The organism is Limnohabitans sp. T6-5, from assembly GCF_003063315.1.
Lineage (GTDB): Bacteria > Pseudomonadota > Gammaproteobacteria > Burkholderiales > Burkholderiaceae_C > Limnohabitans_A.
Map to the genome: position 1 here is coordinate 1,078,187 of NZ_NERV01000002.1, position 16,702 is coordinate 1,094,888.

Below are 16,702 nucleotides of genomic sequence, written 5' to 3' on the forward strand. Positions count from 1 at the left end.
TCAATTCATCCATTCGCCACGCAGTTTGCCAGAAGCCATCAGCTGGCGCGATTGCGCCAATTTGTCTGACAGGCCCACACGGCCTGTGCGCTGGGCCTCCGCACCGATCTTGATGCGCAACACCGTCACCGCCGCCTGGCCGTGCTGGTCCAGCGCCATCAGGCGCAAGACCACTTCGCCTTCCAGAACATCTGGCGGGTTGAGTGTGATGACGCCGGTCTTTTGGTTGACAGTCACCCAATGTGGTGCGGCCTCACCGTCGAGCATGTCCACCGAAAGTCGCACCACGGCCTTGGGGTCATGGTGCACAAAGGTGTCCGGTGGCAGGGTGAAAACCAGGCTTCGCCCCGCTTCGATCTGCAAATCGGGCAAGCCGCGCAGCACGCCAAACACCCCGTCCAGGGGGCTCAAGCGCACAGGCAAGCCCTCGGACTGCGTGGTTGTGGTTTCGCTCAGCAACTGCAGGAACTGGCGCAAGCGAATGGCCTCACGCTCCAGGTTTTGCTGCCGCTGGACCCAATCTTCAGGCACGGCAGGCGCTGTCGCTCGCGTCCAGGACGAAGGTGTGCCCTCCACCCAGGATGGCATCGGGGCACGATGCGCCATCGCTTTGGCTGCGGGCACCACCTCATCCAGAGGCATGAATGCGGCAGGGCCACCCGCGCCTTTGTTCAACGGGGCCTCCTGCTGCGTCAGCGGCTCCAGCCACGCCGTCACGCCCGTGAGGGGCGCGGGTTCAGATATTGGCGGTTCTGGCGCTGGCACTGGCGCTGGCGCTGGCGCTGGCACTGGCACTGGCACTGGCACTGGCACTGGCACTGGCACTGGCACTGGCACTGGCACTGGCACTGGCTCAGGCACTGGCTCAGGCACTGGCTCAGGCACAGTAACGGGCACCGACTTGTCCAGCTGCACAGTGTCGGCCAAAGCGGTGGCGTCACCCACCTGGTTGCTGACCGACAGACTCAGGCTCACGGGCCCATCCGACAAGACACGCAAATCCACGCCCTGCAGCGCCCAACGGCCCTGGCTGTCCACGCTGGTCACCGCAGTGACGGTGTTCACGCCGTCGCTGAACACCACCGTCAAGGGCTGGCCCGCTTCCACGCCCGTGGTGCTGCCCGACAAGTTCACCTGCCCGGCTTCACCCGCCGTGATCACCCCATCGGCGGCCACGGGGAAAGACTCCAGGCGCACTTGCGGTGCTTCACGCACGGCCGCCACAAAGCCTGGGTCGAGCACGACGCCATCCGCGGCGCCATCGTCATCGCCACGTCCACCATCGCGGATGAACAGGCGCACCAAATCGATGTGCCCGTCGCTGTTGCTGTCCAGGAATTTGGCGCCGGTGCCGCTGGCCTCGTCCCAGGTGAAGGCCCACACGCCTTGGCTGCCCACTTTGAAATAGGTGTTGTAGAGGCCCTCGGCGACTTTCACATCGACTTCATGCACCTGCCCCACATAGGCGCTGAGCACCTGTGCAGACAAGGCATCAACGGCAGCCTCATCCACCTCGCCCAGACGCACGACCTGAGGGTAGTGACGGAACGAAATCACGTCGGTGGCTGCAAACACATCGGCACTGCCCAGCTGGCTGCCCGACAAGGCCTGCGCCCGCTCGGCTGCGGTGACCGCGCGGCTGGTGACGCTGTCGATTTGCACCTCCACCCGCAATTGACCGCCGGGGTTGGTGGCAGGATTGCTCAACAAGTCCTCCATGCCAACGTTGCCCTGACCGGTGGTGTCGATGGCCATGATCTGGCCAGCCGAAGTCTGGAACGTGACCACATCGCGTTGATCGGCATCATCGATGCCATCGCCGTTGATGTCGCCAAAGTTCTTTTCGTTGGAAAAGCGCACGCCGTCGCCATCGAGCGACTCCAGGTCCGCACCGTTTTGCGGCGAGACGATGCGCATCTGCAAGGTCGGACTGCCTGTGGACACATTGCCCGCCATGTCCTGGAACTGGTACTGCAAATTCCAGCTGCCTTCGGGCAGGGCCGACAGCGGCATCAGCGTCAGCGTGGCCACATGGAACAAGCTGGGCACCGCCCGGCCATCGACCAGCAAGACCACATTGGCTGTGCCGTCCGGCAAGGCGTCCACTTTCAGGCGCACCAGCCCGCTGGGCGAGGGGTTGCCGCCTTCGGGCACCGGCGCATTGAGCGGCGCTGTCTGAGCGGGCAATTCGCTGATCCATCGGTAATCCTGCACCCGAGCCTCGCTGGTGCGCAGCGGATCGGCACCGTTGTCGCGCACCACCTGCAAGACCAGGCTGCGGGCAGGACCCGCCAACAGTTGCGCGTCCGGCCACTGCAGCAAGGTGCCATCCACATGCGCGGTCAAGTCAGTCCAGCCTGCGGCCACCCAGTTGGCATCCGTGGGCATGACTTGCAGGCCATCGAGTCGGCCATAGACGCGGTCAAAGGTGCCCAGCGGCGCGTTCAAGGTTCCACTGATGAACTGGTTGTTGTTGGCCGTGATGAAATCGCTGGCCGAAGGACCGGTGTCGCTCGACAGCTGAACACCCATCACGCGGGCCAGGCGGTCGGTGACGGTAAAGACCAGACCTTGCAAGGCAGACAAACGGGCCATATCGCGGCCATCGTCGGCCAGGGCCGCCAACTCGGACACCACCACCGCCAGCTGTCCAGCCGACATGCCCGTGGTGTCCACACCCATGCGCTGCAGGTCGGCCACGCTCAGCGAAGCCGCTTGACCCGCCACCACCGCCATCAGGCGTTGCACCGTATCGGCCAGAACCTCGATCTGCGCCACCGTCGACACATCGGCCGCTTGCATGTTGGCGATGCTGTCGTTCAGCAAGGCCAGCGCAGGCGCGGTCAAGGCCGCAGCTGTGGTGGCGCCGATGGCGGCGTAATCGGCCGCTGTGGGCTGGCTGTCGGGCGTGGCATCTACCAGCGTGCCGTTGGCTTCGGCCAGGATGCGCGCACACGCATCGACCACGGCCTGCACTTTGGCGGCCGTGTCCAGCACTGCGCCTGCGGCGGCCGCACTGCTCAAAGCCGACTGGATGGCCGCCAGATTGCGGGTGTCCACACCGGTGATCTGCGCATATGCAAAGTCGGCCACAGCGGGCGCGGCCGCCGTGGTGTCTTGCGTGTAACGGGTGAGCACGGCCAGCGCCGCGCTTTGGCTTGCTTGCTGCAGCCAGCTGCGCACATCGGCCATGGACTGCAGATCAGACGGGCTGACCGCTGGCGACTTGAGCAATTCGGCCAGCGCCACCAGCGATGTGCCTTGCACACCGGTCATGCCCAAGGCTTGCATCTCGGCCACGGTCAAGGGCGAAGCAGGGTCTTGCCCATCGGCCAGGCTCATGAGCTTGTCCACGGTGGTGGCCAAGGATTCCAGCTCATCCACCGAGTCGACCAGATAGAAAGGCTGATCGGCCAGCACCGCATCCATGAGGCGCAGACCCTCGGGCGACAAGGCAGCCGCCTTCACCGCACCGACGCGGGCAAAGTCTGCCGCCTGCGGTTGGGACTGTGGCGTGGCATCGGCCGCAGCGCCATTGGCTTCGGCCAGGATGCCGGCATACGCATCGACCAGCGCCTGCACAGCAGGCAAGCTGCTGATCGTGTCACCCGTGATGGCGCTGCTGACCAGTGCGCTGTTGAGGGCAAACACATGGACACTGTCCACGCCTTGCACATCGGCACGCTGCCAATCTGCCAGGGTGGGGGCTGCGCCGCTGTTGCTGCTGGCATAGCGCTGCAAGACCTGCAACAAATCGCCACGCACCGTGTTGACCAGGTTCTGCAAAGCCGCCAGGTCGGCCACACCAGCGCCGTTGTCGGCTGTCGCGGCCACCGCCGCCAAAATCGCGCTCAGGTTGTACGGCGTGACCCCGCTCAGACCCAGCGCTTGCAAATCGGCTTCGCTTAAGGCCACGCTGGGCGTGCCACCGGCAGCCGTCAGCAGCAAGGCCTGAACCGTTTGGGCCAGCGCTTCGATCTCGGCCACGCTGTCGATGGCAGACGCCGTCTTGTCGGCCATCACCTGGTTGAGCAACTGCTGGCCAAAAGAGCCATCAGGCAGCGCAGCCGCTGCTGTGGCCCCGATGGCCGCATAGGTTGCGGCCTGCGGATCGGCCGCCGTGCTGTCGGCGGCCGCACCATTGGCTTCGGCCAGGATGAGCGCATAGGCGTCCACCATGGCCTGGATTTGGGCCACTGTGCGGACCTGCTCGCCCTGCACCACGCTGGTGGCCAGCACACTGTTGATGGCCTCCACGTTGTTCGTGTTCACGCCGCTGACACCGGCCACGAGGTAATCGGCCAGACGCGGCAATGGCGCAGCCGTGTCGTCAGCCGCTTGCGCAATGACTGCCAAAGCCGCCGCAATGGCCGCCTGGGCCGCCTGGCTGCTGCGGATCACCTGGCTGACGCTTTGCTGCAAATCGTTCAGGCTGCGCACGCCACGGCCATCATCAGGCCCTGCGGCAATGCTGGCCAGCACAGCGGCCAAATTGGCTGCGTCCACACCCAAGATGCCTAGCGCGGCAAAGTCATCTGCGCTCAAGGCGGGGCTGGCCGCCAGGCCTGCCGCCGTGTGCATCAGGCCCTCCACCGTCTGGGCCAGGGCGTCGATCTTGCTGACCTGATCGACCGCTGTGGGCTGCGCATTGGCGATCACATCGAGCAGCAATTGCTGAGCCACCGAGCCGTCTGCCAGCGAGGCGGCGGCAGTGGCACCGATGGCCGCAAAGGTGGCTGCTGTCGGGTTCACGGCACTGGCATCGGGTGCGCCGCCATTGGCTTCGACCAGCACCAACTGGTAGGCATCGAGCACGGCCTGCAAGGCTGCAGGCGTGACAGTCGAGATGGCACCGGTTTTTAGTGCATCGAGCAGCGCCAGGCGATTGGCATCGGTCACGCCGGTCAGGCCCGCGTCCACCAAATCGTCCATGGTGGGTTTGCCCGACTGGGTATCGACCACGGCTTGCAACACACCGATGGCCTTTGCTTGCTTGGATGCCGAAGTCACCACGTTTTGCAAGCGGGCCAGCGTGTTGATCGCATCCCCGGTATCGGGCGTGCTGACCAAGGCAGCCAGCACTGCGTTCAGATTTTGAGCCGTGACGCCCGTGACCCCCAGCAAGGCGAAATCGGCCGGTGTCAGCGTCTGTGCAGGCGTCAAGCCAGCGGCCGTCTCCAGCAGCGCCGAGGTGATGCTGGCCAGCGCATCGATCTGCGCCACGGTGTGCACCGCTGGCGTCGTTTGTGCGCCGATGACATCGTTGAGCAAGGCCAAAGCGTTTTGCCCCAAGGCCGTGCTTTGCGCCGCCACACCCAGGTCTACGCCGATGCGCTCGAAGTTGGCTGCCGTGGGGTCGCTCACGGTCAGGTCGTTGGCGCTGCCATTGGCTTCTGACTGGATGCGGTTGTACGCATCCACCATGGCCTGCAAGGCCTGCACCGTGATGCCGCCGCTGAACGACTGTGTGGCCAGCGCCTGATTGAGGAATGCCCTTGCGTCGGCATTCACAGCGCTCACACCCAGCAAGGTGTAGTCGGCCAGGCTTGGCACGGCGGCGTTGGCGGGGTCGTTGGCATAGGCCTGCAAGCGGGCTTGCGCATCCACTGCGGCTTGCTGATCACGCACGGTGGTCAACACCAGTGTTTGCAGCTGCGCCAGCGTCTGAATCTGGCTGCCGTCATTGGCGGTGTTGGCGATGGCGCTCAAGACCTGCGCCAGATTGACGCTGTCCACGCCAGAAATTCCCAAGGCCAGGAAGTCTGCCGGGCTCAGGGCCTGGTTGGCAGGCAATGCGCTGGCTTGGCTGGCAGCCACCACCATGAAGCGCTCGGCCAGGCTGGCCAGCGCATCGATCTTGGCCACGCTGTCCAGCATGGCCGGGTTGGCGGAAGCGATCAGATCGTTGAACAAAGCCAGCGAGGCCGAGCCAGGCCGCAAAGCAGCCGCCTGAGCAGCACCGATCAAGGCGAAATCTGCCGCCACAGGCACCACGGCAGGCGTGGCATCCAGCGCCTGGGACAACACGGCCTGGACCGCACGGGCCAGCGCGTTCACTTCGCCTGAGGTGTCCACGGCCGAGGTGGTCTGGCTGGCCACCACGTCTTGCAACAAAGCCATGCCGCTGGCGTTGCCACGCAAGAGGCCCAAATCGACCCCCATCGCTTGGTAGTCAGCAGCGCCCGGATTGACAGCGCTGTCGGCGTCTCCTGCTGCGCCATTGGCTTCCGCCAGGATGCGCGTGCAGGCATCCACCATGGCTTGCAAGGCCCCCAAGGTGCTCACACCCGAGCCATCATCGGCAGACGCAGCCAGGGCCGACTGCACGGCAGACAAATTGCCTGCCGTCACACCTGTAATGCCCAAAGTCTGCAATTGCGCCATCGTTGCCACGCCTTGGCCTGCGGCACTCGCCACCACCGCCTGCACAGCATCGGCCAGCGCCTGCAGCTTGGCCACACTGTCCACATCGGCTGCGGTTTTGCCGTCAATCACTTCACCCAGCAAGTCCAGCTTCAAGGCGCTGTCCATGCCATTGACGCCCAGCTCCGCATATTGCGCTGACGTTGGGGGCGTGCTGTTGCTGGCCTGGCCATCTGCGCTTTGCAAGACAGCGGCATAAGCATCCACGATCACCTGAACGTCTGCAGCGCTGTCGGCTTGCACGCCGGTGATGTCCCGATCGGCCAGCACACTGTTGACCATGGCCGCGCTGGGCTGAGCTGAGCCCCCCACACCGGCCACACCGGCCAGCGTGTACACATTCAAATCAGCCGACGCCGTCAGGTCAGCCTGCGCCGAGCTGCCCAGCACGGCCGCTGCGGCCTGCTGCGCTGCTGCAGCCGCTGCACCCGAAGCGGCGTTGGCGGCAGCCACGCTGGCAGGTTCGGTTTCGTTGGCGGCAGTGGCGGCGGCCTGGGCTGCTGTGGCTGCAGCTGTTGCGGCTGTGGCTTGGGCTGCGGCATCAGTGGCTGCGGCCTGAGCTGCGGTTTGTTTGGCTTCGATGTCCGCCAACTCTGCTGGCGTTGCTGGACTGCTCAGTGCGGCGACAGCGTTGTTCAAAGCTGTCTTGGTCGTTATTGCCGTTGCAGCTGCCGTTGTGGCGGCAGTGGCCGCATTGGCGGAAGCTGTTGCAAGGTCTGCCACCTTGGCGTCGGTTGCTGTTTCGCTGGCTGTGGCCGAAGCGGTGGCGTCGGTGCCCGCTGTGCTTGCAGCGGTGGCGGCAGCGTTGGCAGTGGCCACACTGGCAGGCACGACTTCGTTGGCGGCTGTGGCTGCTTCCTGGGCTGCAGTCGCAGCGGCTGTTGCAGCTTTTGCTTTCGCTGCGGCATCTGCTGAAGCTGTCAGCGCTGCGGCTTGCTTGGCTTCAATATCGCTCAATTGAGCTGGTGTTGCGGGATCGCTCAATGCGGAAACGGCGTTGTCCAAAGCCGTCTTGGCCGCTGTCGCTGCTGCGGCAGCTGTTGTAGCAGCTGTTGCGGCATTGGCGGCGACTGTGGCCAGGTCCGCGACTTTGGCGTCGGTTGCGGTTTCGCTGGCCGTGGCCGATGTTGTGGCGGCTGTGCTCGCTGCAATTGCCACAGTGGCTGCAGCGTTGGCAGTTGCCACGCTGGCAGGCACTGTTTCGTTAGCGGCTGCAGCTGCGGCTTGGGCTGCATTTGCAACGGCTGTCGCTGCTGAGGCTTTAGCTGCGGCATCAGCTGCTGCAACTTGCGCTGCAATTTGCGCAGCTTCAACGGTAGTCAGTTCGGCGGATGTTGCGGGGTTGCTCAGCGCGGCAACGGCACCGTCCAGTGCGGTCTTGGCTGCTGTTGCGGTGGCGGCGGCTGTTGTCGCAGCTGTTGCGGCATTGGCTGCGGCTGCAGCCAGATCAGCCACTTTGGCGTCTGTCGCAGTTTCGCTGGCGGCTGCCGATGTGGTGGCGTCGGTGCCTGCTGCGCTTGCCGCTGTGGCGGCAGCGTTGGCGTCTGCAACGCTGGCTGGTGCGACTTCATTCGCAGCCGTGGCGGCAGCTTGCGCTGCTGTCGCTACAGATGTTGCGGCGGCTGCTTTGGCAGCGGCATCAGCGGCGGCAGTGAGCGCTGCTGCTTGCTTCGCTTCAACATCGGTCAATTGCGCAGGCGTTGCGGGATCGCTTAATGCGGCAACGGCGCTGTCCAGCGCAGTCTTGGCCGCTGTCACTGCTGCTGCGGCTGTTGTGGCGGCAGTTGCAGCATTGGCGGCTGCTGCGGCCAAGCTGGCCACTTTGGCGTCGGTTGCAGTTTCGCTGGCGGCTGCCGATGTGGTGGCGTCGGTGCCTGCTGCGCTTGCCGCTGTGGCTGCGGCGTTGGCGTCTGCAACGCTGGCTGGTTCGACTTCATTCGCGACTGTGGCGGCAGCTTGCGCTGCTGTCGCTGCAGCTGTTGCGGCGGCTGCTTTGGCAGCAGCATCCGTTGCGGCAGTCAGTGCTGCTGCTTGCTTCGCTTCAACGTCGGTCAATTGCGCAGGCGTTGCGGGATCGCTCAATGCGGCAACTGCGCTGTCCAACGCGGTCTTGGCCGCTGTTGCGGTTGCAGCGGCCGCACTGGCGGCGGTCGCGGCATTGGCGGCTGCTGCGGCCAAGCTGGCCACTTTGGCGTCGGTTGCAGTTTCGCTGGCGGCTGCCGATGTAGTGGCGTCGGTGCTCGCTGAGCTTGCAGCTGCGGCGGCAGCGTTGGCAATGGCTACGCTGGCAGGTTCAGATTCACCGGCGGCCGTGGCTGCAGCTTGCGCTGCTGTCGCTGCAGCTGTTGCGGCGGCTGCTTTGGCAGCAGCATCAGCGGCGGCAGTGAGCGCTGCTGCTTGCTTCGCTTCAACGTCGGTCAATTGCGCAGGCGTTGCGGGATCGCTCAATGCGGCAACGGCGCTGTCCAGCACAGTCTTGGCCGCTGTCACTGCTGCTGCGGCTGTTGTGGCGGCAGTTGCAGCATTGGCGGCTGCTGCGGCCAAGCTGGCCACTTTGGCGTCCGTCGCGGTTTCGCTGGCGGCTGCCGATGTGGTGGCGTCGGTGCTCGATGCGCTTGCTTCTGTAGCAGCAGTGTTGGCAGCAGCAACGCTGGCAGGTTCGCCTTCACCGGCAGCCGTTGCTGCCGACTGTGCCGCTAGAGCAGCCGCAGTCGCTGCGGCAGCTTTGACAGCTGCATCAGCGGCGGCTGTCAGTGCTACGGCTTGCTTCGCTTCAACGTCTGCCAGTTCAGCAGGCGTTGCCGGATCGCTCAGAGCGGCAACGGCGTTGTTGAGCGCAGTCTTGGCCGCTGTAGCTGCCGTTGCGGCTGCTGTCGCGGCAATCGCGGCATTGGCGGCTGCTATGGCCAAGCTCGCCACTTTGGCATCCGTCGCGGTTTCGCTGGCTGTGGCAGATACGGTGGCTGCAGTAACTGCGGCGCTTGCAGCTATGGCTGCAGCGTTGGCTGTTACCACGCTGGATGGCGTTGTTTCACCAGCCTCTGTGGCGGCAGCTTGCGCGGCTATTGCGGCAGCTGCTGCGGCTGCAGCTTTAGCAGAAGCATCAGCAGCGGCAGCTTGCGCTGCGGCTTGCTTGGCTTCGATGTCAGTCAGTTCAGTTGGCGTTGCGGGATCGCTCATCGCTGCAACGGCGCTGTCCAGCGCTGTCTTGGCCGCTGTTGCCATTGCAGCAGCCGTTGTCGCGGCAGTCGCGGCATTGGCGGCGACTGTGGCCAGGTCAGAAACTTTGGCGTCTGTCGCTGTTTCGCTGGCCGTGGCCGATGCACTGGCGTCAGTACTCGCTGCGCTTGCAACTGTTGCAGCGGCGTTGGCAGTGGCTACGCTGGATGGAACTGTTTCGTTAGCGGCTGCAGCTGCGGCTTGGGCTGCTGTCGCGGCAGCTGTTGCTGCAGCTGCATTGGCAGCGGCATCGGCGGCGGCAGCGAGCGCTGCTGCCTGCTTGGCTTCAACGTCTGCTAGTTCAGCGGGCGTTGCCGGATCGCTCAGAGCCGAGACGGCGTTGTCCAAAGCCGTTTTTGCAGCAGTCGCTACCACTTCCGCAGCTGTCGCGGCGGTCGCGGCATTTGCGGCTGCTGTGGCCAAGCTGGCCACTTTGGCGTCGGTTGCCGTTTCGCTGGCGGTAGCTGATGCGGTGGCGTCGGTGCCCGCTGTGCTTGCAGCTGTGGCGGCGGCGTTGGCAGTGGCTGCGCTGGCAGGTTCAGATTCACCAGCTGCTGTGGCGGCAGCTTGTGCGGCTGTCGCAGCAGCTGTGGCTGCTGAGGCTTTGGCGGCTGCATCAGCGGCGGCAGTCAGTGCTGCGGCCTGCTTGGTTTCAACGTCTGCCAGTTCAGCAGGCGTTGCCGGATCGCTCATCGCTGCAACGGCGCTGTCCAGCGCTGTCTTAGCCGCTGCTGCCGTTGCGGCAGCCGCACTGGCGGCAGTCGCGGCATTGGTGGCGGCGGTGGCAAGGGCGGCCACTTTGGCGTCAGTCGCGGTTTCGCTGGCGGTAGCTGATGCAGTGGCGTCGGTGCCAGCTGCGCTTGCAGCTGCGACAGCAGTGTTGGCAGCAGCAACGCTGGCAGGTTCACCTTCACCGGCAGCCGTTGCTGCCGACTGTGCCGCTAGAGCAGCCGCAGTCGCTGCGGCAGCTTTGACAGCTGCATCAGCGGCGGCTGTCAGTGCTACGACTTGCTTCGCTTCAACGTCAGCCAGTTCAGCAGGCGTTGCCGGATCGCTCAGGGCGGCAACGGCGCTTTCCAGAGCGGCCTTCGCAGCTGTCGCTGCTGCGGCAGCCGTTGTGGCGGCAGTTGCGGCATTGGCGGCTGCTATGGCCAAGCTGGCTACTTTGGCGTCTGTCGCCGTTTCGCTGGCAGCAGCCGAAGCTGTGGCGTCGGTGCCCGCTGTGCTTGCCGCGGCAGCAGCGGCGTTGGCAGTGGCCACGCTGGCAGGTTCGGCTTCACCGGCTGCTGTTGCAACAGCTTGCGCGGCTATTGCAGCCGCTGTTGCAGCTGCAGCTTTGGTGGCGGCATCAGCGGCTGCAGCTTGCGCTGCGGCTTGCTTGGCTTCGATGTCAGTCAGTTCAGCTGGCGTTGCGGGATCGGTCATCGCTGCAACGGCGCTGTCCAGCGCTGTCTTGGCCGCTGTTGCCGTTGCAGCAGCCGCACTGGCCACAGTCGCGGCATTGGCGGCGACTGTGGCCAGGTCAGAAACTTTGGCGTCTGTCGCTGTTTCGCTGGCCGTGGCCGATGCACTGGCGTCAGTACTCGCTGCGCTTGCAACTGTTGCAGCGGCGTTGGCAGTGGCTACGCTGGATGGAACTGTTTCGTTAGCGGCTGCAGCTGCGGCTTGGGCTGCTGTCGCGGCAGCTGTTGCTGCGGCTGCTTTGGCAGCGGCATCGGCGGCGGCAGCGATCGCTGCTGCCTGCTTGGCTTCAACGTCTGCTAGTTCAGCGGGCGTTGCCGGATCGCTCAGAGCCGAGACGGCGTTGTCCAAGGCTGTCTTGGCAGCTGTCGCTGCTGCTGCAGCTGTTGTGGCGGCAGTTGCGGCATTGGCGGCGACTGTGGCCAGGTCCGCGACTTTGGCGTCGGTTGCGGTTTCGCTGGCCGTGGCCGATGCACTGGCGTCAGTACTCGCTGCGCTTGCAGCTGTGGCAGCGGCGTTGGCAATTGCCACGCTGGCAGGCACTGTTTCGTTAGCGGCTGCAGCTGCGGCTTGGGCTGCATTTGCAGCGGCTGTCGCTGCTGCAGCTTTATCTGCGGCATCAGATGCTGCAACTTGCGCTGCAATTTGCGCAGCTTCAACGGCAGCCAGTTCGGCGGATGTTGCGGGGTTGCTCAGCGCGGCAACGGCACCGTCCAGTGCGGTCTTGGCTGCTGTTGCGGTGGCGGCGGCTGTTGTAGCGGCTGTTGCGGCATTGGCTGCGGCTGCAGCCAGATCAGCCACTTTGGCGTCTGTCGCAGTTTCGCTGGCACTGGCTGAAGTGCTTGCCGACGTACCTGCGGCGCTTGCAGCTGTGGCTGCGGCGTTGGCAGTTGCCACGCTGGCAGGCACGGTTTCATTGGCGGCTATGGCGGCATCTTGTGCTGCAGTCGCGGCGGCAGTCGCTGCGGCAGCTTTGACAGCTGCATCAGCGGCGGCTGTCAATGCTACGGCTTGCTTGGCTTCAACGTCTGCCAATTGAGCTGGCGTTGCCGGATCGCTCATCGCAGCAACGGCGCTGTCCAAAGCGGCCTTCGCAGCTGTCGCAGCTGCAGCAGCCGTTGTCGCTGCAGTTGCTGCATTGGCGGCAGCTGTGGCCAAGCTGGCGACTTTGGCGTCGGTTGCGGTTTCGCTGGCAGCAGCCGAAGCTGTGGCGTCGGTGCCCGCTGTGCTTGCAGCTGCGGCGTTGGCAGTGGCCACGCTGGAAGGTTCGGCTTCGTTAGCGGCTGTGGCTGCGGCTTGGGCTGCAGTCGCTGCGGCAGTCGCTGCGCCAGCTTTGACAGCTGCATCAACTGCAGCAGTCAGTGCGGCGGCCTGTTTGGCTTCGACGTCTGCCAGTTCAGCTGGCGTTGCCGGATCGCTCATCGCTGCAATGGCGCTGTCCAGCGCTGTCTTGGCCGCTGTTGCTGTTGCAGCAGCCGTTGTTGCGGCAGTTGCGGCATCGGCAGCGACTGTGGCCAGGTCAGAAACTTTGGCGTCTGTCGCTGTTTCGCTAGCCGTGGCCGATGCACTGGCGTCAGTACTCGCTGCGCTTGCAGCTGTGGCAGCGACGTTGGCAATTACCACGCTGGCAGGCACTGATTCGTTAGCGGCTGCAGCAGCGGCTTGGGCTGCTGTCGCGGCAGCTATTGCTGCGGCTGCATTGGCAGCCGCATCAGCAGCGGCAGTCAGTGCGGCGGCCTGTTTGGCTTCGACGTCTGCCAGTTCAGCTGGCGTTGCCGGATCGCTCATCGCTGCAACGGCGCTGTCCAGCGCTGTCTTGGCCGCTGTTGCTGTTGCAGCAGCCGTACTCGCGGCAGTCGCGGCACTGGCTGCTGCCGTGGCCAAGCTGGCCACTTTGGCATCCGTCGCGGTTTCGCTGGCTGTGGCAGATGTGGTGGCATCAGCACTCGCTGCACTTGCAGTTGTGGCAGCGGCGTTGGCAGTGGCCACGCTAGCAGGTTCGGCTTCACCGGCTGCTGCTGCAACAGCTTGCGCGGCTGTTGCAGCAGCTGTTGCAGCTGCAGCTTTGTTGGCGGCATCAGCAGCGGCAGCTTGCGCTGCGGCTTGTTTGGTTTCAACGTCTGTCAATTGCGCAGGCGTTGCGGGATCGCTCAATGCGGCAACGGCGCTGTCCAACGCGGTCTTGGCCGCTGTTGCGGTTGCAGCGGCTGCACTGGCGGCGGTCGCGGCATTGGCGGCGACTGTGGCCAGGTCCGCGACTTTGACGTCTGTCGCAGTTTCGCTGGCGGCTGCCGATGTGGTGGCATCGGTGCCTGCTGCGCTTGCCGCTGCGGCTGCTGCGTTGGCAATGGCTACGCTGGCAGGTTCAGATTCACCGGCGGCCGTGGCTGCTGCTTGCGCTGCTGTCGCTGCAGATGTCGCCGCTGCAGCTTTGGCAGCGGCATCAGCGGCTGCAGCTTGAGCTGCGGCCTGCTTGGCTTCGACTTCTGCTAATTGAGCTGGCGTTGCGGGATCGCTCAAGTCTGCAACTGCGCTGTCCAACGCGGTCTTGGCCGCTGCTGCGGTTGCAGCGGCTGCACTGGCGGCGGTCGCGGCATTGGCGGCTGCTGCGGCCAAGCTGGCCACTTTGGCGTCGGTTGCAGTTTCGCTGGCAGTGGCCGATGCGGTGGCGTCGGTGCCCGCTGCACTTGCAGCGGCGGCTGCGGCGTTGGCGGCGGCCACGGTGTCTGGCGGTGTTTCACCAGCCGCTGTGGCGGCAGCTTGTGCGGCTGTCGCCGCGTCTGTTGCTGCTTGTGCTTTCGCTGCGGCGTCGGTGGCGGCAGCTTGCGCTGCGGCTTGCTTGGTTTCGATATCAGCCAGTTCAGCTGGCGTTGCGGGATCACTCAGGGCTGCAACGGCGCTGTCCAGAGCCGTCTTGGCCGCAGTCGCTATTGCAGCGGCTGCAGTCGCGGCGCTTGCAGCATTGGCGGCAGCGGTGGCCAGGTCAGCCACTTTGGCGTCTGTCGCAGTTTCGCTGGCGGCTGCCGATGTGGTGGCGTCGGTGCCCGCTGCACTTGCAGCGGCGGCTGCGGCGTTGGCGGCGGCCACGGTGTCTGGCGGTGTTTCACCAGCCGCTGTGGCGGCAGCTTGTGCGGCTGTCGCCGCGTCTGTTGCGGCTTGTGCTTTCGCTGCGGCGTCGGTGGCGGCAGCTTGCGCTGCGGCTTGCTTGGTTTCGATGTCAGCCAGTTCAGCTGACGTTGCAGGATCACTCAGGGCTGCAACTGCGCTGTCCAACGCGGTCTTGGCCGCTGTTGCGGTTGCAGCGGCTGCACTGGCGGCGGTCGCGGCACTGGCGGCTGCTGCGGCCAAGCTGGCCACTTTGGCGTCCGTCGCGGTTTCGCTGGCGGTGGCAGATGTGGTGGCATCGGTGCCTGCTGCACTTGCAGCGGCGGCTGCGGCGTTGGCGACGGCCACGCTGTCTGGCGGAGTTTCACCAGCCGCTGTGGCGGCAGCTTGTGCGGCTGTCGCCGCGTCTGTTGCTGCTTGTGCTTTCGCTGCGGCCTCGGTGGCGGCAGCTTGCGCTGCGGCTTGCTTGGTTTCGATGTCAGCCAGTTCAGCTGGCGTTGCAGGATCACTCAGGGCTGCAACTGCGCTGTCCAACGCGGTCTTGGCCGCTGTTGCGGTTGCAGCGGCTGCACTGGCGGCGCTTGCAGCATTGGCAGCAGCGGTGGCCAGGTCAGCCACTTTGGCGTCGGTTGCAGTTTCGCTGGCTGTAGCCGATGCGGTGGCGTCGGTGCTCGATGCGCTTGCTGCTGTAGCAGCAGTGTTGGCAGCAGCAACGCTGGCAGGTTCGCCTTCACCGGCAGCCGTGGCTGCCAACTGCGCCGCTAGAGCAGCTGCTGTCGCCGCTGCGGCTTGTGCGGCTGCATCTGCGGCGGCAGTCAGTGCAGCGGCTTGCTTGGCTTCAACTTCGATCAATTGCGCTGGAGTGGCGGGACTGCTCAGTGCAGCAACGGCATTGTCCAGCGCAGTCTTGGCCGCTGTTGCGGTTGCAGCGGCTGCACTGGCAGCAGTTGCAGCATTGGCAGCTGCCGTGGCCAAGCTGGCCACTTTCGCATCCGTCGCAGTTTCGCTGGCGGTGGCCGCAGCGGTGGCGTCGGTGCCCGCTGCGCTTGCCGCTGTGGCGGCAGCATTGGCAGCAGCAACGCTGGATGGAGCTGTTTCACCAGCCGCTGTGGCTGCTGCCTGAGCTGCGGTCGCAGTCGCTATCGCCGCTGCAGCTTTGACAGCGGCATCAGCGGCGGCAGTCAGTGCGGCGGCTTGCTTGGCTTCGACGTCTGCCAGTTCAGCTGGCGTTGCCGGATCGCTGAGTCCAGCGACGGCGTTGTCCAACGCAGTCTTGGCTGCTATGGCCGTTGCGGCAGCTGTTGTGGCGGCACTTGCGGCATTGGCGGCGACTGTGGCCAGGTCCGCGACTTTGGCGTCGGTCGCGGTTTCGCTGGCCGTGGCCGCTGCACTGGCGTCCGTGCCCGCTGCGTTTGCAGTTGTGGCGGCAGCGTTGGCTGTTGCCACGCTGGCAGGCACTGTTTCACCAGCTGCTGTGGCGGCAGCTTGGGCTGCATTTGCAGCAGCGGTCGCCGCTTGGGCGGCAGCGCTTGCGTCGACTGCCGCAGCTTGCGCTGCGGCTTGTTTGACTTCGACGTCAGTCAGTTCAGCGGGCGTTGCCGGACTGCTCATGGCTGCTACGGCGCCGTCCAAAGCTGTCTTGGCCGCTGTTGCTGCGGCAGCAGCTGTTGTGGCAGCAGTTGCAGCATTGGTTGCTGCCGTGGCCAAGCTGGCTACTTTGGCGTCGGTTGCGGTTTCGCTGGCTGTGGCCGATGCGGTGGCGTCGGTGCCTGCTGCGCTTGCAGCTGTGGCGGCGGCGTTGGCGGCGGCCACGCTGGATGGAACTGTTTCACCCGCCGCTGTGGCGGCAGCTTGGGCTGCATTTGCAGCAACAGTCGCCGCTGCAGCTTTGGCAGCCGCATCAGCAGCGGCAGCTTTCGCTGCGGCCTGCTTGGCTTCAACGTCTGTCAATTGATCTGGCGTTGCAGGATCGCTCAGGGCTGCAACGGCGTTGTCCAAAGCGGCCTTCGCAGCTGTCGCTGCTGCTGCAGCTGTTGTTGCGGCCGTCGCGGCATAGGTGGCGGCGGTGGCCAGGCTGGCCACTTTGGCGTCGGTTGCCGTTTCGCTGGCGGTGGCCGATGTTGTGGCGTCGGTGCCTGCTGCGCTGGCAGCTGTGGCAGCGGCGTTGGCTGTTGCCACGCTGGCTGGAACTGTTTCCCCAGCCGCTGTGGCGGCAGCTTGCGCCGCTGTTGCAGCAGCTGTCGCTGCTGTAGCTTTAGTAGCCGCATCAGCGGCGGCAGTCAGTGCTGCAGCTTGCTTGGCTTCGACGTCTGCAATTTCAGCTGGCGTTGCCGGATCACTCAGGGCGGCAACGGCGTTGTCCAACGCAGTCTTGGCCGCTGTTGCGTTTGCGGCAGCCGTTGTGGCGGCAGTCGCGGCACTGGCAGCAATCGTGGCCAAGTTGGCCACTTTGGTATCCGTCGCAGTTTCGCTGGCCGTGGCCGATGTGGTGGCG

Annotated in this window: 1 protein-coding gene (only partly in view); it reads right to left on the reverse strand. The window is 65.2% G+C overall.

The features are described 5' to 3' along the window. Nucleotides 1–16,702: the 3' end of an Ig-like domain-containing protein gene (locus B9Z51_RS10915; protein WP_108374451.1), read on the reverse strand. The gene runs 36,020 nt beyond the window's last position; 16,702 of the gene's 52,722 nt are visible here — the last part of the coding sequence; the start codon falls outside the window, past its right edge — the gene reads right to left on this strand; the stop codon is at nt 1–3.